Annotated in this window: 21 protein-coding genes and 2 tRNA genes; 14 read left to right on the top strand and 9 right to left on the bottom strand. The window is 58.7% G+C overall.

The annotated features are described in order from the left end of the window. Nucleotides 1-415 precede the first annotated feature (415 nt). From rbcL to C3F12_10815, 13 genes are all read left to right on the top strand, one after another. A complete protein-coding gene (gene rbcL / locus C3F12_10875) occupies nucleotides 416-1,879 on the top strand; it encodes a ribulose-bisphosphate carboxylase large subunit (protein ID PWB44504.1) in 1,464 nt (487 codons plus the stop codon). 20 nt (nucleotides 1,880-1,899) lie between these two features. After that, a complete protein-coding gene (locus C3F12_10870) occupies nucleotides 1,900-2,328 on the top strand; it encodes a ribulose bisphosphate carboxylase small subunit (protein PWB44503.1) in 429 nt (142 codons plus the stop codon). 72 nt (nucleotides 2,329-2,400) lie between these two features. Further along, the gene (cbbX, locus tag C3F12_10865) at nucleotides 2,401-3,363 is read left to right on the top strand and encodes a CbbX protein (GenBank protein ID PWB44502.1); all 963 of its coding nucleotides are present in this window, start codon (nucleotides 2,401-2,403) and stop codon (nucleotides 3,361-3,363) included. A 4-nt stretch (nucleotides 3,364-3,367) separates the two neighbouring features. Then, a complete protein-coding gene (locus C3F12_10860; protein PWB44501.1) occupies nucleotides 3,368-4,861 on the top strand; it encodes a phosphoenolpyruvate carboxylase in 1,494 nt (497 codons plus the stop codon). A 37-nt stretch (nucleotides 4,862-4,898) separates the two neighbouring features. Further along, the gene (locus tag C3F12_10855) at nucleotides 4,899-6,068 is read left to right on the top strand and encodes an alanine racemase (GenBank protein ID PWB44500.1); all 1,170 of its coding nucleotides are present in this window, start codon (nucleotides 4,899-4,901) and stop codon (nucleotides 6,066-6,068) included. 129 nt (nucleotides 6,069-6,197) lie between these two features. Then, a tRNA-Leu gene (locus tag C3F12_10850) sits at nucleotides 6,198-6,284 on the top strand. A 29-nt stretch (nucleotides 6,285-6,313) separates the two neighbouring features. Continuing rightward, nucleotides 6,314-7,612: a trigger factor gene (gene tig, locus C3F12_10845; GenBank protein ID PWB44499.1), complete on the top strand. Its 1,299-nt coding sequence runs from the start codon at nucleotides 6,314-6,316 to the stop codon at nucleotides 7,610-7,612. A gap of 25 nt (nucleotides 7,613-7,637) precedes the next feature. Then, entirely contained in the window at nucleotides 7,638-8,249 is a 612-nt protein-coding gene (clpP, locus tag C3F12_10840; GenBank protein PWB44498.1) for an ATP-dependent Clp endopeptidase, proteolytic subunit ClpP, read from the top strand. Between the two features lie 151 nt (nucleotides 8,250-8,400). Beyond that, complete coding sequence (locus C3F12_10835) at nucleotides 8,401-9,648, top strand: ATP-dependent Clp protease ATP-binding subunit ClpX (GenBank protein ID PWB44497.1); 1,248 nt, start codon at nucleotides 8,401-8,403, stop codon at nucleotides 9,646-9,648. Between the two features lie 162 nt (nucleotides 9,649-9,810). Continuing rightward, a complete protein-coding gene (locus C3F12_10830; protein PWB44496.1) occupies nucleotides 9,811-10,704 on the top strand; it encodes an outer membrane protein assembly factor BamD in 894 nt (297 codons plus the stop codon). 83 nt (nucleotides 10,705-10,787) lie between these two features. Beyond that, nucleotides 10,788-11,693: a ribosomal RNA small subunit methyltransferase A gene (rsmA, locus tag C3F12_10825; GenBank protein PWB44519.1), complete on the top strand. Its 906-nt coding sequence runs from the start codon at nucleotides 10,788-10,790 to the stop codon at nucleotides 11,691-11,693. Then, a complete protein-coding gene (gene thiL / locus C3F12_10820) occupies nucleotides 11,671-12,708 on the top strand; it encodes a thiamine-phosphate kinase (protein ID PWB44518.1) in 1,038 nt (345 codons plus the stop codon). Before rsmA ends, thiL begins: the two co-directional genes overlap by 23 nt. 42 nt (nucleotides 12,709-12,750) lie before the next feature. Then, nucleotides 12,751-13,194 (top strand): hypothetical protein, encoded by a 444-nt coding sequence (locus C3F12_10815; protein ID PWB44495.1) that lies wholly within the window; start codon nucleotides 12,751-12,753, stop codon nucleotides 13,192-13,194. 6 nt (nucleotides 13,195-13,200) lie between these two features. Here C3F12_10815 and C3F12_10810 read toward each other — a convergent pair whose 3' ends face one another. The 4 genes from C3F12_10810 to C3F12_10795 all read right to left on the bottom strand — a co-directional run bounded on the left by C3F12_10810 (nucleotide 13,201) and on the right by C3F12_10795 (nucleotide 16,535). Then, nucleotides 13,201-14,481: a phosphopyruvate hydratase gene (locus C3F12_10810; GenBank protein PWB44494.1), complete on the bottom strand. Its 1,281-nt coding sequence runs from the start codon at nucleotides 14,479-14,481 to the stop codon at nucleotides 13,201-13,203. After that, nucleotides 14,478-15,743, bottom strand: coding sequence for a glutamate dehydrogenase (locus tag C3F12_10805; GenBank protein ID PWB44493.1), 1,266 nt, complete (start codon nucleotides 15,741-15,743; stop codon nucleotides 14,478-14,480). The genes C3F12_10810 and C3F12_10805 overlap by 4 nt, the downstream gene beginning before the upstream one ends. A gap of 181 nt (nucleotides 15,744-15,924) precedes the next feature. Beyond that, nucleotides 15,925-16,338: a PIN domain nuclease gene (locus tag C3F12_10800; GenBank protein ID PWB44492.1), complete on the bottom strand. Its 414-nt coding sequence runs from the start codon at nucleotides 16,336-16,338 to the stop codon at nucleotides 15,925-15,927. Further along, a complete protein-coding gene (locus tag C3F12_10795) occupies nucleotides 16,335-16,535 on the bottom strand; it encodes a DUF2191 domain-containing protein (protein ID PWB44491.1) in 201 nt (66 codons plus the stop codon). Before C3F12_10795 ends, C3F12_10800 begins: the two co-directional genes overlap by 4 nt. A 297-nt stretch (nucleotides 16,536-16,832) precedes the next feature. Here C3F12_10795 and C3F12_10790 point away from each other — a divergent pair, with 297 nt between their 5' ends. Then, on the top strand, nucleotides 16,833-17,249 hold the full coding sequence (locus tag C3F12_10790) for a cupin (protein ID PWB44490.1): 417 nt from the start codon (nucleotides 16,833-16,835) through the stop codon (nucleotides 17,247-17,249). Between the two features lie 3 nt (nucleotides 17,250-17,252). Here C3F12_10790 and C3F12_10785 read toward each other — a convergent pair. From C3F12_10785 to C3F12_10765, 5 genes are all read right to left on the bottom strand, one after another. Next, nucleotides 17,253-17,329, bottom strand: a tRNA-Met gene (locus C3F12_10785). Nucleotides 17,330-17,443: 114 nt separating this feature from the next. Next, the gene (locus C3F12_10780) at nucleotides 17,444-17,752 is read right to left on the bottom strand and encodes a hypothetical protein (GenBank protein PWB44489.1); all 309 of its coding nucleotides are present in this window, start codon (nucleotides 17,750-17,752) and stop codon (nucleotides 17,444-17,446) included. A 162-nt stretch (nucleotides 17,753-17,914) separates the two neighbouring features. Beyond that, nucleotides 17,915-18,577, bottom strand: a complete 663-nt coding sequence (gene tenA, locus C3F12_10775) for a thiaminase II (GenBank protein PWB44517.1) — start codon at nucleotides 18,575-18,577, stop codon at nucleotides 17,915-17,917. Between the two features lie 75 nt (nucleotides 18,578-18,652). Then, nucleotides 18,653-18,874, bottom strand: a complete 222-nt coding sequence (locus C3F12_10770) for a hypothetical protein (GenBank protein PWB44488.1) — start codon at nucleotides 18,872-18,874, stop codon at nucleotides 18,653-18,655. A 465-nt stretch (nucleotides 18,875-19,339) separates the two neighbouring features. Beyond that, the gene (locus tag C3F12_10765; GenBank protein PWB44487.1) at nucleotides 19,340-20,290 is read right to left on the bottom strand and encodes a hypothetical protein; all 951 of its coding nucleotides are present in this window, start codon (nucleotides 20,288-20,290) and stop codon (nucleotides 19,340-19,342) included. Between the last annotated feature and the right edge of the window lie 644 nt (nucleotides 20,291-20,934).

The following is a 20,934-nucleotide window of genomic DNA, read 5'->3' as shown; positions in this document are numbered from 1 at the left end:
CAGTCCTTAAGCGGGAATCCGTTGATTGTACTGGATACCGGCTTTCGCCGGTATGACGATTTATGTGCGCTACCTTTCGCAATTAAGCACTAGATCCCCGGCTCCGCAGGAATGACGGCCCTGAGTAAACGTACTGAGGATGACTTGGGCTTGATTGGTGCGCAGCGGCGTGGAAGATGCGCGATTAATGAAACAGTTCAGCGTCCCATAAACGAAACCTTATGGCTAACTCAAAAATTTCCTATTTGACTTTATAAGTGAGGAGAGGCAAGGTAAGGCATACGCAGCAGAGGAATCCGAGGCCGATCAGTCTTACCAAGGGATGAAGACAAGCAATCAACTATCCACGAGTTCCTAAAGAACGACACCACGGAGCGAGAGAACAGAGGCAACAGCGTCAGCGAAGGAGGACACGATGGCAGGACCAGCAACAGCAGCCAAGGATCCAAAAGACCGGTATAAATCGGGGGGGGTGGTCCCCTACAAGCAGATGGGGTATTGGCGGCCGGAATATGTGCCGAAGGATACCGACGTGATTGCGGTGTTCCGCATCACGCCGCAGGACGGCGTCGATCCGGATGAGGCGGCCGCGGCCGTGGCGGGCGAATCGTCTACCGCTACCTGGACGGTCGTATGGACCGACCGCCTGACCGATCACGATGCCTATCGCGGCAAGGCCTACAGGGTGGATCCTGTACCGGGCACTCCAGGCCAGTATTTCGCGTACATCGCCTATGATATAGATCTGTTCGAAGAGGGCTCCATCGTCAACGTGAGCGCCTCCATTATCGGCAACGTCTTCGGCTTTAAGCCGCTCAAGGCGCTGCGCCTGGAAGATATGCGGTTCCCTGTGGCGTATCTGAAGACCTTTCAGGGTCCGCCCACCGGGATCGTGGTAGAGCGCGAGCGTCTGGATAAGTTCGGCCGCCCGCTACTGGGCGCCACCATCAAGCCGAAGCTGGGGCTCTCCGGCAAGAACTACGGCCGCGTCGTCTATGAGGCGCTCAAGGGCGGCCTTGACTTCACCAAGGATGACGAGAACATCAACTCGCAGGCGTTTATGCACTGGCGCGACCGCTTCCTCTTTTCAATGGAGGGGGTGAACCGCGCGTCGGCCGCCACCGGCGAGGTGAAGGGGCATTACCTCAATATCAGCGCCGCCACCATGGAGGACATGTATGAGCGGGCCGAATTCGCCAAGGAGCTGGGCAGCGTGGTCATCATGATCGATCTGGTCATCGGCTACACCGCGATCCAGTCGATCTCCAAGTGGGCGCGGAAGAACGACATGCTCCTGCACCTGCACCGGGCCGGTCATTCGACCTATACCCGCCAGAAGACGCACGGCGTCAACTTTCGCGTGATCTGTAAGTGGATGCGCATGGCGGGGGTGGACCATATCCATTCCGGCACGGTTATCGGCAAGCTCGAAGGCGATCCGCATATGGTCAGGGGGTTCTACGATACCCTGCGGGAGACCCATACCCCGATGAACCTCCAGAATGGTCTGTTCTTTGATCAGGACTGGGCGGCGCTGCGCAAGGTCATGCCGGTCGCCTCAGGCGGTATCCACGCCGGGCAGATGCACCAGTTGCTCCACTACTTTGGCGAGGACGTGGTGCTGCAGTTCGGCGGCGGGACCATCGGCCATCCGACCGGTATTGCGGCAGGCGCGACGGCCAACCGGGTCGCACTGGAGGCGATGGTCCAGGCGCGCAACGAAGGCCGCGATTACTTTAACGAGGGTCCGGAGATCCTGGCGAACGCCGCACGGTGGTGTCAGCCGTTGCGCACGGCGCTGGAGGTGTGGAAAGATATTAGTTTCACCTACGCATCGACCGATACCGCGGACTTTGTTCCGACGACAACGGCCGTGTAGGTAAGAAGGGAGGAAATAGTATGCGAATTACCCAGGGTGCCTTTTCATTCCTGCCCGATCTGACCGATGACCAGATCAGAAAGCAGGTGGAGTACGCGTTGAACAATAAGTGGGCCGTCAGCGTCGAGTTTACGGACGACCCGCATCCCCGCAATACGTTCTGGGAGATGTGGGGCCTGCCGATGTTCGACCTGGAAGACCCGGCGGGGGTGATGTACGAGATCGACGCCTGCCGCAAGGCCTATCCCAACCACTATGTCAAGGTGAACGCCTTCGACCACAACAAGGGCTGGGAGACGATCCGTCTGTCATTCATCATTCAGCGCCCGCCACACGAGCCGGGGTTCGGTCTGGTGCGCCAGGAGGTTCGTGGCCGTACCGTCAACTATGTCGTACACAGCTATGCCACCGATAAGCCGGAGGGCGCACGGTATACGGACGGACAGTGATTGGAGATTCGGGGCGGTGAGGGGGGGTACACTCCCCTCACCGCCACCCTCTCCGCTGCGATGAGGAAGTTGATGAGTGACGCGGACGTAACACAGACCCCTGAAGCGGATGCCATATCCGGCCTTCCTGACGATACCCCGGTAGACCTCGCAGGCGTCTTTCGCGATTCCCAGATTCAGGAGGTTCTTGACAAACTTGAACGGGAGTTGGTCGGTCTCAGGCCGATCAAGACGCGGATTCGGGAGATTGCGGCTTTGCTGCTGGTCGATCGCGTGCGCAAAAGCCTGGGCCTGACGTCGGGCCCACCCAGCCTGCACATGTGCTTCACCGGTAATCCCGGCACAGGGAAGACCACCGTCGCGATGCGCATGGCCGAGATCCTGCACCGCCTCGGCTATATCCGCAAATGTAATCTGGCGGCGGTGACACGTGACGATCTGGTCGGCCAGTATATCGGCCATACGGCGCCCAAGACGAAAGAGGTCCTGAAACGGGCGATGGGCGGCGTCCTGTTTATCGACGAGGCCTATTATCTGTATCGACCGGAGAATGAGCGCGACTACGGTCAGGAGTCGGTCGAGATCCTGCTCCAGGTCATGGAAAATCAGCGCGAGGACCTGGTGGTCATCCTGGCCGGCTACAAGGACCGGATGGAGACGTTTTTCCAGGGCAATCCGGGGATGTCCTCCCGCATCGCGCATCACCTGGATTTTCCCAACTACACGGCGGACGAGCTGATCGCGATTGCCAAGCTGATGCTGGAAAAGCAGCAGTACCGCTTCAGCCCTGAGGCTGAACAGGCCTTTTATGAGTATCTGCTCAGACGGATGCAGATGCCGAACTTTGCCAATGCGCGCAGCGTGCGCAACGCCCTGGATCGGGCCCGTCTTCGCCAGGCCAACCGTCTGTTTGCCAAACACCAAGACACCATTACCAAGAAGGATCTGGTCACGATCGAGGCCGAAGATATCCTCGCCAGCCGCGTCTTCCAAGGTAATCAGCCGGATTCCAGCCAGGCGACCGATCACGAGTAGCACAATGATCGATGTCGCGACCCTCCCCCGCATCCCCCGGTGCATGAGCACCCAACATCCGGACAACGTCACCGTCCCCTTCTTCGCCCATGGGCCTGTCATGGAAGGGATGGACGAGATCCGGGAGGCGTATTTCGCCTTCTCCCATCTGGGCTGCGATGAGCAGATGTGGGACTTTGAGGGCAAGGAGGTCGATGAGTTCGTCGTCGAGAAACTCCTGACCACCTATGAGGGCTTCTTCCGGGCGTTTCCTCTAGGGCGGGAGATGTTTCTCACGTTGCGCGTACCGAACCCCGGTGTGCAAAAGGCACAGGGGAAGATCCTGCTGGAGGTCCTCCAGGGTATCCCGAGAGCGAACGATGTCGCCCGCCTCTTTTACGAGGAGGATGTGGCTCCGATTTTCGAGATCATCTTCCCCATGACCACCTCGGCGGAAGAGTTGAATCGGGTCCTCCGGTACTACCAGGTGTTCGTCACCGGCAAGGGAGAGACGGTACTGACCCCCGGCGATATCCCCCTCAAGGAGTGGATCGGCGAGTCCCACCCCGCAGCCATCCAGATCATCCCATTGATCGAGGACAAGGAGTCGCTGCTGCGGGCCGACAGTATCGTCCGAGCCTACCTGCAGGACAAAGACCTTCCGTACCAGCGCGTCTTCCTCGCCCGCTCCGATCCCGCCTTGAACTACGGAAGCCTGGCGGCCGGTCTCCTGGTCAAGATTGCCCTAAGCCGTTTGGACAGGCTGGAACAAGAACTGTCGATTCCCATCTATCCGATCCTTGGGGCCGGCAGCGCCCCATTTCGTGGCAACTTCCGACCCGACACGGTGCAGCGACACCTGGCCGAGCACCCCAGCGTTCAGACGTTTACCATTCAGTCCGCCTTTAAGTACGACTATCCGGCTCCGTCGATTATCCGGGCCATCGAGACCCTCAAGGGCGCACCCAGACAGCGCGCCAGACCGGTAGAACCGGAGGACAGGATTGTCGATCTGATTGAGCGGACCTCAGCGTGTTACCAGCGTCAGGTAGCCGCGATCGCCCCTCTGATGAATCACATTGCGCCTGCCGTCCCCAGGCGGCGGATGCGGAAACTCCATATCGGGCTGTTCGGTTACAGCCGGAGCCTCGGCGGAATCTCGCTCCCTCGCGCCATCTCCTTCTGTGCCACCCTCTACTCCATTGGCCTCCCCCCGGAGATCCTCGGCCTGTCCTGTCTTGACCGGGAGGATCTGGCCCTGCTGCGGGAGATCGATTCGGGATTCGATACCGATCTGGCTGACGCGCTTCAATACCTCAATGAGGAGGCATTGGCCCTGCTCCCCCACACCGAGGCAGATGAGATACGAGCAACTATCCGCCCACTCCACACCCCCACGCCGGATCAGACCCACCGAGAGGTGACGGCAACGATCATCAAACGCGTTCAGGACGGGAGCACGAAGGACCTCAGCGATCTTATCCTCCGGGCCGCCTGGATTCGAAGGTTTTTGGGCTGAAGCCCTCAATAGACCCCATTCGACGCGGTCAGTATGTATGAGCATTGATCGAGAACTCGGCTCGGCAGCCGATGAAATACCCGCGACCCACCGCGCCTGGGTAGAGGTCGATCTCGGGGCAATTCGCCATAATATCACTGCCATCCGACAGCGACTGCGGCCGTCAACCCAACTCCTGTCGGTCGTCAAGGCTGACGGCTATGGTCACGGCGCGGTAGCGGTCGCCCGGACCGTCCTGTCAGCCGGCGCCTCATGGCTCGCCGTCGCGACGGTTGAAGAGGGCATCCAACTACGCGCCGCGGGAATCGACGCGCCGATCCTCCTCTTCGGTCCTTTGATCTATCAAGATGAGATCGAGCCGGCAATCGAATACCGACTCCAGCCGACCGTCTGCAGTCTTGACCAGATTCGTCGGTTCTCTGAGGCCGCCCCCGCGCCTATCGAGATACACCTGAAGGTCGATACCGGCATGTCCCGCCTGGGCATCGACTGGCAGGAGGCTTCGGAGCTTATCTGCGCGGCCAAGCCTCTGCCCAATGTGACGGTTGCCGGTCTGTACAGCCACCTTGCCACGGCCGACGCCGTCGATCCCGTGACGGCCCTGGAGCAGATCGAACGATTCAAGAAGCTGGTGGACGCACTGGAGCGGCAGGGGATCAGACCCCCGTTGGTACACCTCGCCAATTCGGCGGCCACCCTGATGTTCCCGGAGACCCACTTCGACCTGGTCCGGATCGGGCTGGTCCAGTACGGCCTATACCCGGGCGCTCACTTTCGATCCATCGTCACCCTTTACCCCGCCCTCTCGCTCAAGGCGCGAATCATCTTCGTTAAGACGGTTCCGCCAGGAACCGGCATCAGTTACGGGCATACCTTTCGAACGGAACGCCGCACGCGGCTGGCCACGGTCTCGATCGGCTATGGGGATGGCGTCTCTCGATCCCTCTCCAACCGGATCGATCTCCTGGTTCGCGGTCGACGCGCGCGGCAAGTCGGAACGATCACGATGGATCAAATACTGATCGATATCACCGATGCGCCGGAGGTCTGTGAAGGAGACGTCGCAACACTCGTCGGACGGGACGGGGACGACTGCATCTCGATCGCCGAATGGGCCGAGTATCTGGGAACTATCCCATACGAGAGTCTCACCGCCCTCTCGCCGCGCCTCCCTAGAGTGACCCGGCAGGACTCTATTCCATTCTAAAGGTTGACGGACCATCAAAATGTTGTTAAGAAGCACAACACGGCGACGCCAAACCGCCAGTGGAGCAGTTTTGTAGACAGAGGCGTCCCCATATGCTATAGTTTTTTTGGTTCCTGTTCCGAGGCTCACGCGAGAGTGGCGGAATGGCAGACGCGCTGGACTTAGGATCCAGTCCGCTTTCGGCGGATGGGGGTTCAAGTCCCCCCTCTCGCACCACGAATCCGATAATCGATCCCGAGATACAGATGAGAGTAAACATCGAAGAGATCAGCAGCACCAAGCGTGGACTTCGAATTGAGGTGCCTGCCGAACGTCTCTCAGAGAAGGTAGAGACAGCGTATTCGCACCTCGCAAAAAAGGTTCGATTGCCGGGCTTCCGCCCCGGCAAGATTCCGCAAGATCTCCTGCGTTCACGTTTTAAGGAGGAGGCGAAACAAGAGGCCCTCAGGGAACTGATCCCGGAAAGTTACAGCCAGGCGCTCGAGGAGTCCAAGCTGGACCCGATCAGTGAACCTATCCTCGAGGAGATCGTCTGCGACGAGGGTAAGCCGCTCAGCTTTCGGGCGACCTTCGACGTCAAGCCGACTCTGCAGCTTTCGGGCTACACAGGGGTTGAAGTCAGCAAGGACAAGCTGGAGGTTACGGATCAGGAGGTAGATCAGGCCTTGGAGTATCTCCGTGGACGATCGGCCGAGTATGTTCCGATGGACGGCTGGCCGGCGCTGCAGGAAGACCTGCTGGTGATAGACTACGAAGGCTTTGCCGGAAACAAACCACTCAAGGGGGTGAGTGGCCAGAATATGTCGGTCCTTCTCGGTTCACACCAGTTTATCCCAGAATTTGAGACTCAACTCCACGGTTTGAAGAAGGGTGACCTCAAGGATTTCTCGTTAGAGTTCCCGAATGATTACGGACGACGGGAGCTGGCGGGAAAGCGGATACTCTTCAAGGTAGCCGTCAAAGAGGTCAAGAAGAAACGGGTGCCGGCGCTGGATAACGACTTCGCCAAGTCGGTGTCCGGGTGCGACGATATCGAGGCACTGAGAGACAAGGTGAGGCAGGATCTGGTGGCGCATAAGGAGCGGGAGCAGGTCGCACGCCTGAAGGACCGTATCCTGGAAAAATTGCGCGCCGCCCATCCCTGCGATCTTCCGGAATCGCTGGTGGAGGCGGAGGTCGAGGCTATCCTTGCTGATATGACGCGCCGCGTCGGCGGACGCAGGGCAGCCCCGCCTAAACGCGAAGAAGAAGAGGAAATGCGGACCAGGGCACGCGAACTTGCCTCCAAACGGGTTCAGGACTCGCTCCTGTTGGAGGCGGTGGCGAAGCAGGAGGGGCTTGGCGTAACGGAGGAGGAGTTTAACGAAGAGATTGAAACGGCCGCTGCTACGTTAAATCGAAAACCGGAGGCCCTCCGCGATATGCTGGAGCGAGACGGACGAATCGAGTCCTTCCGAACGCGCATACTGGAAGGGAAGGCACTCCACTTCCTGTACGAGCGGGCCAATATTACCGAGGGGGTCAACCTTGTTACCCTCGCCTGAGCGCCACACAAGGAGAGCCCACACCATGCAACTGATACCCATGGTAGTTGAGCAGACCAGTCGGGGTGAGCGGGCCTACGATATCTTTTCTCGCCTCCTGAAGGATCGAATCCTCTTCATCGGAACCCCGATCGATGACGCGGAGTCGAATCTGATAATCGCCCAACTCCTCTTTCTGGAGGCCGAAGACCCAGACAAGGATATCCATCTGTACATCAACTCACCGGGCGGGTCGGTGACGGCGTCCCTCGCAATATACGATACCATGCAATACATCAAGCCGGCCATCGAAACGATCTGCATGGGACAGGCCGCCAGCGGTGCTGCGCTCCTGTTGGCCGCCGGCGCCAAGGGGAAGCGCTATGCGCTCCCGCATGCGCGGATCATGATTCATCAGCCGTACGGAGGGGCCCAGGGACAGGCATCCGACATTCAGATTCAGGCGAAAGAGATCCTCCGGATGCGAGAGGAGTTGAATCGGATCATTGCCAATCATACCGGCCAGCCGTTGGAGCGAATCGAGAAGGACAGCGACCGCGACTTTTTCATGTCGCCCGGAGAGGCCAAGGAGTACGGTCTGATCGATGAGGTGATCTACTCCCGGGAGGGTCTGCCGGTATCGGCCCCGGTGTCATAGCGTTATTGTGATCGCGTTTATCACCATCCAGGATTCGCGTCGTACGAACTGTTTCAGGTTCCAGGCAGAACAGCGAAAGCAACGATGCGTAACGGTAGGCCTTACGGGTCGTACCGCGCAGTCGATGCCTGGAACGCGGGGGGAAGCGTAGATGGCTAAGGCAGTAAAAGGTGGAGGAAAGCTCACCTGCTCCTTTTGCGGAAAAAGTCAAGACGACGTCCGGAAGCTGATCGCCGGTCCCACGGTCTATATCTGCGACGAGTGTATCGAACTCTGCAACGATATCATTGCAGAGGAGTGGGAGGAGGAGAAGGGGAAGAGTCTGGGGGAGCTTCCCAAGCCGTCGGAGATCAAATCGATTCTGGACCAGTATGTCGTCGGCCAAGACCGGGCCAAGAAGAGTCTCGCGGTTGCCGTTCACAACCACTATAAGCGCGTCAATGCCCGGATGACCTTTGACGATGTCGAGCTGACCAAGTCCAATATCCTCCTGATCGGCCCGACCGGTTGCGGCAAGACGCTGCTGGCGCAAACCCTGGCCAAGATCCTGGACGTCCCGTTCACGATCGCCGACGCCACCACGCTCACTGAGGCAGGATATGTCGGGGAGGACGTTGAGAACATCATCCTTCGTCTGTTACAGGTTGCCGACTACGATGTGGAGCGGGCTGAGCGCGGGATCATCTATATCGACGAGATCGATAAGATCGCGCGCAAATCCGAAAACCCCTCGATCACGCGCGACGTCTCCGGCGAAGGCGTCCAGCAGGCACTGCTGAAGATCCTGGAGGGAACGGTAGCCAATGTGCCGCCACAGGGCGGGCGGAAGCACCCCCAACAGGAGTATCTGCAGGTGGATACGACAAACATTCTGTTTATCTGCGGCGGCGCATTCGTCGGCCTGGACAAGGTCATCGAACACCGAACGGGCCAGAAATCGATGGGATTCGGCGCCGAGATCCAGGCGAGACGGGGAAGGCGTGTCAGTGAGCTGCTGGCCAATGTCCAGCCGGAAGACCTGCTGCGATACGGGCTCATCCCCGAGCTGGTGGGACGACTGCCGGTGATGGCGGTCGTCCATGAACTTGACGAAAAGGCGCTGGTACGCATACTCGTCGAGCCGAAGAACGCCCTATTGCGACAGTATCAACGATTCTTTGATTTTGAGCACGTGAAATTGACCTTTACCGACGACGCCATCAGCGCGGTGGCGCAGGAGGCGGCCAAGCGTCAGACCGGCGCTCGCGGGTTACGGGCGATCCTTGAAGAGATTATGCTCGATATCATGTATGAGGTCCCGTCGCAGTCGGGGATTGCGGAGTGCATCGTCAACCGCGAGACCGTCGTTGAACGGAAATCGCCCATCATCCTCTACAAGAAGAAGGCCGAATCGGCCTGATCGTCACGCTCCGTGCGGATCGCTGAGGCCCTTTTCCGCTGCTGGCCCCTTATTCGGTCATTCGACATCTTCTCGGTCGTACCTCGAATCCTCATCTCTGCATTGTTACGTGGAAATAAATTGTTCTCACGCTGTTGGAAGGTCGTTTATCCGGGATCTTGCATGCGGCGATACCTGTTGATCGGTGCCTGCCTGGCAGCGCTCCTTTCGGTCTCAGGATGCGCAGGCCTTGAGCTGTTCCCGACGAAGCCGGCCGATACGCCTCCGGGTTCGGATCAGGAGCTTATGAATCTGGGTGAGGCGGCCATCGCTCAGAAGAAGTACGATGAAGGGCGCAAACACCTGCAACGCCTGATTAACCACTTTCCCGACAGTGAATTGGTCCCCGCGGCTCGTCTGAGCGTAAGTCGCGCCTATTTCGATGAAAAGCGGTACGATGAGGCGCGCGCCGAGTATCAGCGGTTCATCGAGCTGTTCCCACAACATGAGCAGGTCGATGAAGCGCAATATTATACGGGACTGTCGTACTTCCGCCAGATGGAGAAGGTGGATCGCGATCAGACCATGACCGCTCGGGCAGTACGGGAATTTCGGGCCCTGCTCAGTGAATTCCGCAACTCCCAGTTCGCTCCGGATGCGCAGGCGAAATTGACGGAGTGCCTTCGACAACTGGCCCAGCGGGAGCTGTACGTCGGGACATTTTACTTTGGTCAAGAGGCGTACGGAGCAGCCATCCCGCGGTTCGAGTCTATTCTGAAGGAGTACCCCGGATTCGAATACAACGACCAGGCCCTCTACTACCTTGGGGAGTCGCTCTGGGAACTGGAGCAGAAGGCGCCGGCCAAGGCCGCCTTCCAGCGCCTCATTACTGAGTTTCCGAATTCCGAGATGGCGCCGCTGGCCGCGAACCGGATCGGCATCACGTTCGTCCAGGAGCCGCGCAGCCCGAAACCATCTGCCGGCCTCTTGAGCGGTGCGCTCAACTCGGTGTCCGATACGCTTTCCGAACTGGGGAGCGCGATTACGGACAGCGCGATCTTTCAACCCGCGCCCTAGGATATCATCGTCAATGTCGGCATTGTGTGCGGGCGGGCGGGACGACCATTCAGGATAAGTACGCGCACGTGGCGGACCGGTACATGCGCGGGACGTGTGACTCACAGCGGCCGCCATCGCTCGGGCACGAGACGCGCGCGCTTCTGCGTCGGTATCGGCTGTTGCCGAAACGCGGTCTCGGACAAAGTTTCCTGGTCTCGGCGGCGATTCGTGATCTGATCATTCGCGCAGCAGATGTCGGACCGCAGGATGTTGTCGTGGAGATCGGCCCAGGTACGGGGGTTCTGACCGAGACTCTGGCCGAACGGGCGGGCCGGCTGATCGCCATTGAGCGGGATCCCGGACTCCACCGGCTGCTGGCAGAGCGTCTTGGCGACCGCCACGGGGTCTCATTGATCTGCGCTGATGCCCTCGGTTTCGATTTCGGCAATGAGCTCGGCAAGATGTGTCCGGCGTATCAACACGCAAAACTGGTTTCCAACCTCCCCTATTCTGTCGCGACCCCGTTGATTCTCCGGTTCATCGCGCTGCGGCAATGGTTTGCGTTTCTCCTGGTCATGGTGCAGCGGGAGGTCGCGCAACGACTTCTAGCGGCCCCCGGCGAAGAGGGGTACAGCGCCTTGACGGTCCGTTGCCGCTATGAGGCGGATGTCTCGGCGGTAGCGCACGTCCCTCGGACAGCCTTCTACCCGAGGCCCGCCGTGGATTCGACCATCGTCCGCCTCGACCTGTTGCCCGCACCACGTGTGACCGTACACTCGCCCGATCTACTGTTTCGCGTCGTGCGCGCCGCCTTTGCGCAGCGTAGGAAGATGCTTCGTAACGCGTTGCTGGGCGCCGGCATCATGACCGAGTCGGCGGCTCTGGACCGGGTCCTGACGGATGTGCGGATCGACCCGAAGCGTCGCGGCGAAACCCTAAGCCTCGATGAATTCGCTCGACTCGCCGATCGGCTGTATGCGCGATATGAAGGTTTCGACTGTCGGTGAGTTTGGCCTGATCGAGCGGATCAGACGCCTCCTGCCACGACCGCCCGATGCCGTTCTCGGCATCGGGGACGACTGCGCCGCACTACGGCCCACACCAGGCAGGGATCTTCTGCTCACGACCGATCTGCTCGTCGATGGAATCGATTTTACATCGGAGACCATTACGTCATTTCAACTCGGACGCAAGGCAATGGCGGTCAACCTGAGCGATATTGCCGCCATGGGGGGTCTCCCACGCGCCGCACTGGTCACCCTGGCCATCCCGCCTGATACAGAGATCGAACGTGTTGATGAGCTCTATCGAGGCCTGCGGGAGGAAGGCGCGCGATTCGGGACCGAGGTTGTCGGCGGCGATCTGTCCGCCTCACCGACGTTCATGATCGGCGTAACCCTGGTGGGCGAGGTGGAGGCAAAAAAAGCGATCACGCGCGCCGGCGCAAGGCCGGGCGAACGGATATGGGTGACCGGTCGGTTGGGCGCATCGGCGGCAGGTCTCGTCGCGCTCAAGGTCGGCTGCCGTCTCCACAACGATCAGATCGACGCCCCATGCGAACTCCCGGGCTCTCTGCGGACGGCTGTCAGACAGGCGATCGAACAACACTGCTGCCCTATCCCGAGGATTCGAGAAGGACGAATTCTAGCGGAGGCCGGCGTCGCATCGGCTATGATCGATCTGAGCGATGGGCTCGCATCGGATCTGGCCCATCTCTGTCGAGAGAGCGGGGTCTCGGCAACGATTCGAGAGGATCGGATTCCGATTGATCCGGCAGCGGCAGCCGTCGCGCGGCGCTTCGGTCACGAGCCGCTTGCCCTGGCGCTCCAGGGCGGCGAAGATTTCGAACTGCTCTTTACCTCGTCATGGGACCCAACCGATGTTGTCGCCGTCTTTCATGATTTGGTTCCTGTCGCTGAGATTGGAAAGGTTCAGGCAGCGGATCAGGTATGCCGGCTCGAACGGCGGGATGGAACTACGGTAACGCTCACCGGTGGGTACGATCATTTCAGGAGAAGATAGCGGTCAGTGATTAGCTATCCGCTTTTGTAGGGAGAGATAGATATGCGGATGTTGAGAGGGCTTTTTCACACCCTGTGGACAATCGGATCTCTTATCGGCGCCGGCCTCAAAGGGGTCGTCACGGTTATGGCCTTTACCGAGGGCGGCCTGATGCGGCAGTTTTCTCTGTCGAGGCGAACCATCGCCCTGTCCTGCATGGTGTTGACCGGTCTGACCGTCGGTTCAACCGCCACGTTACTCGACCTGGGCCGCAGCCAGTATTACCGGTCCCGTATGAAATATCTGGAGCGGGAAAACCGCACGATGACCTCACTCCTACAGGGACAGGCAGAGCAACTCACGAAACTTAAGATCGAGATGGCCAAATTGAGGGAGTTTGAAGAGAGCGTGCGACAGGTTGCCGGGCTCAGTATCGCGTCGGAACTGCAGACACGCGAACCCGGACCCGCCGTCCACCGCAGGCTACCACAGGCCGGCGGAAAGTAATTCGTCTTACGGCGTCCTGGCGAAGGGGGTGGCCAGGACCGCTTCCGGCCCAAGCGCTTCCTCGATGCGGAGGAGTTGATTGTACTTGCAGGTCCGTTCGGCTCGACTGAGGGAGCCCGACTTGATCTGACCGGCGCCTGTCGCGACCGCCAGGTCGGCGATGGTCGTGTCCTCCGTCTCGCCTGAACGATGCGAGATGACAGTCTGATAGCCGGCCGACCGCGCTAACTCCATGGCCTGGAGCGTCTCGGTCAGCGTCCCAACCTGATTGAGTTTGATGAGGATCGCGTTGGCCACGCCCTCATCGATCCCACGCGCCAGCCGGTGGAAGGTCGTGACAAAGAGATCGTCGCCTACCAGTTGCGTCCGCTTTCCCAGCTCGGAGGTCAACTCCTTCCATCCCAGCCAGTCGTCTTCAGCCAGACCATCCTCAATCGACACGATCGGATACTGGCTCAGCCAATCGGCGTAGAAGCGGATCATCCCTTCCGCATCTCGCGTTGAACCATCGGACCTTTTGAAGACATACACATTCCCATCAAAGAACTCACTCGACGCCGGATCGAGCGCGAGCGCGATGTCGCGTCCGGGCCGATACCCCGCCTGAACGATCGCCTCCAATATCAATTCGATCGCTTCGACGTTTGACCGCAGGCGCGGCGCATAGCCGCCCTCATCACCCACCGTCGTGCTGTAACCCTTTTCAGCCAGTACGTGACTCAGGGCGTGGAAGACCTCCGCTCCATATCGGATCGCCTCGGCAAAGGTAGACGCCCCGACGGGAACGATCATGAACTCTTGAAAGTCCACGTTACTGTCGGCATGTACGCCGCCGTTCAGAATATTCATGAGCGGCATCGGAAGGGTCACGGCTGCCGATCCTCCAAGATACCGATACAGCGGGAGACCCCGCCCAACTGCGGTGGCCTTCGCTACGGCCAGCGAGACGCCCAACACGGCATTGGCGCCGAGTCTCGCCTTGTTGTCGGTTCCATCCAATGCGATAAGCGTCCGATCGATGGCCGCCTGTTCGTCGGCCTGCCTACCGACCAGCACAGGGGCGATGAGATCGTGGATGTGACGAAGCGCCTGTTGTACGCCTTTCCCGCCGTAACGGCCCGGATCCTCGTCTCTTAATTCCAGCGCCTCATGTCGGCCGGTCGACGCGCCGGACGGGACGGCCGCCCGCCCGATGGAGCCGTCCTCCAGTACCGCGTCCACCTCGACGGTCGGATGGCCTCTGGAGTCGAGGATCTCTCTGGCGACGAGTCTCGCGATTCGCGTCATGGATACAATCCTCTGAGTCGCTTGCCGTCGGCAACTCGTTTAACGGCCAACATCAGCGCGGCGGTCCGCAGATCGATCCGCTCTTTGCGAGACAGCGCCATCACCCGCTGAAATGTCGAGATCATGACCTCAGCCAATCGTTCGTTGATCTGGTGCTCATGCCAGAAATACTGCTGGAGATCCTGCACCCACTCGAAGTATGAGACCGCCACGCCGCCGGCGTTCGCAAGAATGTCCGGGATGACCACGACCCTTTTTGCCGCCAGCATCTCATCGGCCTCTGGCGTCGTCGGCCCATTCGCCCCCTCGGCAATGATCCGGGCCCGTATCCGATCGGCGTTCTTCTGCGTAATCTGGCCCTCCGTCGCAGCGGGGACCAGAATGTCGCAGTCGAGCTCGAGGAGTTCTTCGTTGGAAATCTGATCGCCATGACGATGCTGGGTGACGGAGCCCCGCTCGGCGTTCTCGGCCAACACCTTTGCAATGTTGAGCCCCTTGGCGTTATAGATGCCGCCCTTGATGTCACTGACGGCGATCACCTGGCAGTCTTCCTCGTACAACAGCTTGGCGGTGATCGCGCCAACCTTACCAAAGCCCTGCACCACCACCCTCGCCCCCTTGAGCGGCACATCATACTCCCGGGCCGCCGCCTTCACCGTATAATAAACACCGCGTCCGGTGGCCTCGGCTCGACCGAGTGATCCTCCCAGCAAGAGCGGCTTCCCCGTTACGACGCCGGGCGTCGTGATGCCCCGATGCATACTGTACGTATCCATCATCCAGGCCATGATCTGCTCACTCGTGTAGAGATCGGGGGCCGGAATATCCTGGTCCGGACCGATGACCAGGATAATCTCAGAGGTGTAGCGGCGCGTCATCCGTTCGAGTTCGCCCTGCGACATCCGAGTCGCGTCGCAGCAGATTCCCCCTTTGGCGCCGCCATATGGAAGGCCGATCAGCGCGCACTTCCAGGTCATCAGCATCGCCAACGCCGTCACCTCATCAAGGTCTACTCCGGGATAGTAGCGGATCCCGCCCTTGGTCGGGCCAAGGGTCAGATCATGCTGCACCCGGAAGCCGGTAAAGACCTCCAGTCGCCCATCGTCCATCAGCGTCGGGACCGACACGATGAGCGACCGCTGAGGCTGCCGCAGCCGCCTGTGAATCCCCGGATCAAGCGCAAGTCGCACCGCCACCGCATCCAGTTGCGCCAGCGCGACCTCCAGCATGCTATAGCGAGTCTTTTGCACCGTTGCCGTCATCCCCTTCTCTTCGCTCTCCCTGGACGAGTTGGTACATCATACTACTTGCCGAATACCGCTACGCTCTTTCGCTGCTCCGCCGACGATAGCACCTCGAATCCGGCCGCATGTTACCATGCCAGACACTCCATGACCAGATGAAATGCGCAATGTCGGGGACCGACTCCAGCAAAAGAATATATCAGGCGGTCTGAGGGGTGACACAATGGATCTGAAGAGGCGCGACACGCGCAATAGCATCAAAGTCGGCATCCTTGTGGAACAGTTCGACCCCTTCCTCAATGCATAGCGCGGCAATTAAACAATCAATTGTTTTTCTGACCGTCACACCCCGCCTCCGACCCAAGCGATAGATCTGAGCCGCGTGTTCAAACGTGGCTAACCGCTCCATCCGGAGAACGGGATACAGCAGGAGTAAGTCCCTTGTTCGCACACATTCGGCCTCTTGGCGGATTCCCTGGAGGATCTCGCAGAAGATCAGGTCGGTCAGGGCTAACGATCTTTTCCCCACAATGAGCCTCTGCAGGTGGAGATCTTGAGGGGTCGCGGCCCCATGAAAAAAATCGATCCAGACCGTTGTATCGACTACGATCACGTTCTCGCCCTGCGCATCGCCTCAAGATCCCCTTCCCACTTGACCCTTCCCCGGAGCTTCAATATCTCCTTCCGCTTTTCCGCCTTCAACAGTTCCCTCAACGCCAGATGGATTAACTCCTTTTTGGTCTTACACCGGAAGACCTGCAGGCCTTCTTTGGTGAGCTTCTCATCGAGATCGATATTCGTCCGAGCCATTGTCGCTCCCTCCTTTCTCCAGATAACACTAGCATAGGAAGGTGTATACGACAAGCATTCTATGTGTATAGAAATGCCACCTATGGAAGGGGTCATCGGTTCCATAACATCCGGCATCGCAATTCCGTTTCCCACGCCTGCGATGGAAATATGGTTGACAAGTACGTGCGTCAACACGAGAATCGCATAGAGATATTTGCGAGAAACGGTCTATTGTGCCTGGGGCGTCTATCGAGTCGCTGAACTTCCACTAGCATGTTTTCAAGCCAGAGATTTGACCTTACAAAGGAGGAACTCATGAAGCGAACGAGTTTGCTGTTTACCCTGATCTTGACGATCGGGATTGCGGTGGGGGTGATCGGAACTCAGGTTGTGAATGCGCAACAAGACCCGATGAAACGGACCGTACTCATCAAGACCGATCTGACGGGGATTGAGGGGAAGGAGGCTGCGCTGGTCCTGGTGGAGTTTGCGCCGGGAGGGGTCACCGCATCGCACTATCACTCTGGAGAAGAGATGATTTACCTCCTTGAAGGCTCGACCAGCATGGAGGTCAAGGACAAACCAGCCATCACCTTGAAAGCCGGCGATACGTTCCACCTGGCCCCCAAGCAGGTACATCGCGTCAAGAATCTCAGCGCGACAACGCCGGCCAAGGCCTTGACCTTCACGATCGCGGAAAAGGGCCGGCCGGATGTCGTCCCAGTGAAGTAGTGGTGGTGGCGGTGACTGGACTCGAACCAGTGACGCCGCGGATATGAGCCGCGTGCTCTGACCGACTGAGCTACACCGCCATATTGTGTGCGGATCTTAATGAGCATGTACGGTATTGCGTCACGATTGTCAAGCGGCAGGAACCTCGATTGTATCGTCCGGCTTGCCCCACTGGAACCGTGACGAGCTTGAACCTAAAGAAGCTTCCTCAGGACCTTGGCGTCCCAGTTTTGAACAAGTTCACTTAACTCCTGGGTCAATCGTCGTCCCTCGTCGTCCGTAGTCCAGAGCTTCGCCCAGGCGTCCAGATCGGCATAGGCGGAGAACTCCCAGAGCGCAAAATACTGAGGACGATGCCCCATGTAGAGGTCTCGAGAAAAAAGACCGATCAGCTTAAACTGCGGAAGGAGTTTTGTGAAGTGGTCGGCAAACCGCTGGTATGCATCGGCCACCTGCTTCCCCCAGATCCCCTGTTTCTGGTCAAACTCAATCATGTAGAACATCGCCTGTCCCTCCTCGCGTGATCGCTGGCCAGGATGTCATACCATGCTACCGAACATGACCGGACCGTTTTCGTGCAGCGTAGCTTGCCATGCGTTCGCCGAGATGTCAAACATTTTCAGTCCCTTTTCGACTCCTCGGAGAACCGTTGTCCGTCTCATAGCTTAGATCGGCCAAGGTTCCCGACGGTACCCCATCTCCCAGAACATCCACTCGTAGCGGCTGGTGATCACGAAGTGCCGGCGCATGGCGTCAAGTTCGGCAGGGGTGAGCGGTGCGGCCGTTGCATCGACAACATCGAGGACGCTGCGAACCAGACTGCCGAATTCCGCAGAGGCATACGTACCGATCCAGCGGGTATAGAGCGGGTCAGGCGAGCCGGCCCGTTCTAGTTCCTTGCCCACCTCCCAGTAGATCCAGTAACAGGGGAGCAATCCGGCAACCGTCTCGTGAAATGGGGCGGCGTAGGCCAGCGCCAGGAGATAGCTGGTATAGGCGAGGTTGGTGGGCGCAAGCGGCGTCGCGGCCACCGCCTGCGGGGTCAGCCCCCACTCGCGGAAGAAGCCCTCGTGAAGCTGACGCTCGACCTTGAGCACCCCTGCCGCGTGCTCGTTGAACAGAATGATCCATTTATCTCGAGGCGCCCGCGCCGCAACCATCGACAGCGCCCTGGCATACTCGCGCAGGTAAAGCGCATCCTGAACTGCGTAGAACTGAAAACGCTCTCGCGGCAGGGAGCCGTCAGTGAGTCCGCATAGGAAGGGGTGGCGCAAGATCGCGGCATAGATGCCCTCGATCGACCTCCACAGCTCTGCCGTAAACCCCATGACCGGTCCCTTCATCACTTCTCACAGTATGGTGGCATGCGCGTTCAGAAAGCAATGTCCCTTAATACGGCTGTTTTACTCTTGTGCCACCGAAAGGCTGGTAATAGGAAGTGACTCTGCCTCCAGACGTGATAGATCGACGATCTGGCTGGCATGGTCGATGTCGATGCCGACTAGGTGCCCCTCCGCATCAAAGTCCAATACGACTGCAGGGGCGGCCTCCCTGGAGTCCGCGCTGACCTTTTCCGACAGGTCGATATAGAGGGAGTCGGTCTCTGGGTAATAATGAAACTTCATGGTTGCACCCCTTTGAATTCGCGATCCGGAAAAGCGTTATGTACTGTCTCACCATTCTTTGGAGGGACCATTCAGTTTGCAGCCATAGATCTGAATAGTCGCCGAATGCCCCCCCAAGAGTCGGGTCCGGACCTTGTAGGGGCGCTGCTTGCTGCGCCCCTACGGGCAGGGCAAGCCCTGCCCCCACCATGCTAACGCCACCCACCATGTCAACCGATACTCCACACTTGCAGTAGGGTTAGCGGAACGGCGCGTGAACGCGACCTCACTATCCACGCAAAACCCAGAAGAACCGTTTGGTAATATGCCTACTGCTAGGCCACCGTTTCGATTAGACACCCCTAACCAAACTCACTCCGAATCGATGTCACGCGTCTGGCGATGTCCCATGATGCTCGACCTTGGCCGACCAAATTGCCCTAGCCACTCCAGACCAAGCAGTTGCAGTGCCTTTGAGAGCTGCTCTTATTCCGGAGATGCCCCAATCCTAGGCGGGGTGGCCCATTGCCTCATCCCATAATCAAGGGCTTCGATAACATCGCCAGGAAGGGGTGGACGAGCGTTGGGATTCACATAAAGCTTATAGGCACGTTCCAGGACATCACCATCCCGGCACATGCTGACCCAAAGGACACCGCTGAGAGACTGAAACGGCACACCTGCCTCGCCGGGACAGAATGCGCCCGTCGGAGCGCGGATCCGAATACGGGTTGGTTTCCTGGTCTCCTGGCCGCTGCGGTACCGAACTAGCTCCGTGCCCCAGAGCGCCTCTTCAAAATCAATGCGATGTCCTTCTATGTGTCCGAAGATGATGACATTACATCCTTCGTCGGGAAGTTGCGATAGGCCATCGAGCAGGAGTTGCCGAATCACCGTGCTCTCTGGGGTATCCATGTCAGGTGGATCGGCTGTTGCTGGCTTGAAGTTGAGGCCAAGGTCCACTGCGTCATGCGGATCTAGGGTTGCACGGGAACCCATATATGAGGTGATCCCGATCGAATCCTCCGACTCCGAAGGCAGTTTAAACGGAAACTCGTCCTTCCGGGTCTTGGATTCCGCGTTAACGGGATGCCCTCGAACCTCCGCCCAAACATCGAAGTTGCTCTTAGTCCCGGGATGCAAAGGTACATGGAGTCCCACCTGCGTAGCCCCATTCGCTAGGAGCGCCGCTCCATGGACCTCATAGATCGTTTTTTGTACCTGACGCATGTCATGAAGCGAGGCCCGATAGCACGCGATCAGCTTCTGAAGGCCTACATGGGCTTCAAGGATGGCGAGATCTTTCTCTAGCTGCTCGTACCAAGGTAGCCGTAGAACGATAAACGTCTCAGCCCAACCACGCCTGCTACGTAGCCACGCTTCACCCATTACAGCAGCGAGGGTTGGTAAGTGACGCATTATCTCTTCTATCACCATCGCACGAAATCCATCCACTGCCTCATTCGACCCGAGGCACAGGGATCCCTTTGGCGGATTCCACGCTTGTCCGCATTTGTCTAGCGAGATACGTGCTTACAAATTGTCCAGATCATTCGATAAACGGAGTGGACCGCAAACACACCGTTAGGCCATGCCGCGGCCATTCTCTTTCTTTTTCATCTGTTCTGGTAGTCGTATGGGGACTGTGTGTTTGTCGTTGTGCCACCGGGCTTGTAGGGGCGCTGCTTGCTGCGTCCCCCATGGGCAGGGCAAGCCCTGCCCCTACAATACCGATGCCGGGCATAATGTAATCATGTCCGTATCCACGAAGACCAACCTTCCCACAAGTACAAAATAACCCTGGCTACTTACACGAAACCCGGACGAAACGAAAGACGGTGCGATGTTGCACGCTTCAATGTAATTTTACGCGCACTGACAAATAACGCGCCACGTATTGTCGAATCGCGCCGAATGCTGTTGGGCGTAATGATAAAGGGGCGCAGATCGTAACGCCACCCTATCGACCGTTGACCAAAAATACTTCAACGTCACATATTCTCCGGCATGAGGTCAAACTTCGCCTGCAAGCTGTCACGAACTTCCTGTAGAATCTCAATGATCTTCCCCCGGCAGCGCGG

The organism is Candidatus Methylomirabilota bacterium (assembly GCA_003104975.1).
Classification (GTDB): Bacteria; Methylomirabilota; Methylomirabilia; order Methylomirabilales; family Methylomirabilaceae; genus Methylomirabilis.
The sequence above is the reverse complement of the archived record's forward strand: the minus strand, read 5'-3'. Positions and strand labels throughout refer to the sequence as shown.

Excerpts from the sequence above, each read along its gene's own strand:
- rbcL (PWB44504.1), top strand. The coding sequence starts at position 416 with ATGGCAGGACCAGCAACAGCAGCCAAGGATCCAAAAGACCGGTATAAA.
- C3F12_10870 (PWB44503.1), top strand. The coding sequence starts at position 1,900 with ATGCGAATTACCCAGGGTGCCTTTTCATTCCTGCCCGATCTGACCGAT.
- cbbX (PWB44502.1), top strand. The coding sequence starts at position 2,401 with ATGAGTGACGCGGACGTAACACAGACCCCTGAAGCGGATGCCATATCC.
- C3F12_10860 (PWB44501.1), top strand. The coding sequence starts at position 3,368 with ATGATCGATGTCGCGACCCTCCCCCGCATCCCCCGGTGCATGAGCACC.
- C3F12_10855 (PWB44500.1), top strand. The coding sequence starts at position 4,899 with ATGAGCATTGATCGAGAACTCGGCTCGGCAGCCGATGAAATACCCGCG.
- tig (PWB44499.1), top strand. The coding sequence starts at position 6,314 with ATGAGAGTAAACATCGAAGAGATCAGCAGCACCAAGCGTGGACTTCGA.
- clpP (PWB44498.1), top strand. The coding sequence starts at position 7,638 with ATGCAACTGATACCCATGGTAGTTGAGCAGACCAGTCGGGGTGAGCGG.
- C3F12_10835 (PWB44497.1), top strand. The coding sequence starts at position 8,401 with ATGGCTAAGGCAGTAAAAGGTGGAGGAAAGCTCACCTGCTCCTTTTGC.
- C3F12_10830 (PWB44496.1), top strand. The coding sequence starts at position 9,811 with ATGCGGCGATACCTGTTGATCGGTGCCTGCCTGGCAGCGCTCCTTTCG.
- rsmA (PWB44519.1), top strand. The coding sequence starts at position 10,788 with ATGCGCGGGACGTGTGACTCACAGCGGCCGCCATCGCTCGGGCACGAG.
- thiL (PWB44518.1), top strand. The coding sequence starts at position 11,671 with ATGAAGGTTTCGACTGTCGGTGAGTTTGGCCTGATCGAGCGGATCAGA.
- C3F12_10815 (PWB44495.1), top strand. The coding sequence starts at position 12,751 with ATGCGGATGTTGAGAGGGCTTTTTCACACCCTGTGGACAATCGGATCT.
- C3F12_10810 (PWB44494.1), bottom strand. The coding sequence starts at position 14,481 with ATGACGCGAATCGCGAGACTCGTCGCCAGAGAGATCCTCGACTCCAGA.
- C3F12_10805 (PWB44493.1), bottom strand. The coding sequence starts at position 15,743 with ATGACGGCAACGGTGCAAAAGACTCGCTATAGCATGCTGGAGGTCGCG.
- C3F12_10795 (PWB44491.1), bottom strand. The coding sequence starts at position 16,535 with ATGGCTCGGACGAATATCGATCTCGATGAGAAGCTCACCAAAGAAGGC.
- C3F12_10790 (PWB44490.1), top strand. The coding sequence starts at position 16,833 with ATGAAGCGAACGAGTTTGCTGTTTACCCTGATCTTGACGATCGGGATT.
- C3F12_10780 (PWB44489.1), bottom strand. The coding sequence starts at position 17,752 with ATGTTCTACATGATTGAGTTTGACCAGAAACAGGGGATCTGGGGGAAG.
- tenA (PWB44517.1), bottom strand. The coding sequence starts at position 18,577 with ATGGGGTTTACGGCAGAGCTGTGGAGGTCGATCGAGGGCATCTATGCC.
- C3F12_10770 (PWB44488.1), bottom strand. The coding sequence starts at position 18,874 with ATGAAGTTTCATTATTACCCAGAGACCGACTCCCTCTATATCGACCTG.
- C3F12_10765 (PWB44487.1), bottom strand. The coding sequence starts at position 20,290 with ATGGTGATAGAAGAGATAATGCGTCACTTACCAACCCTCGCTGCTGTA.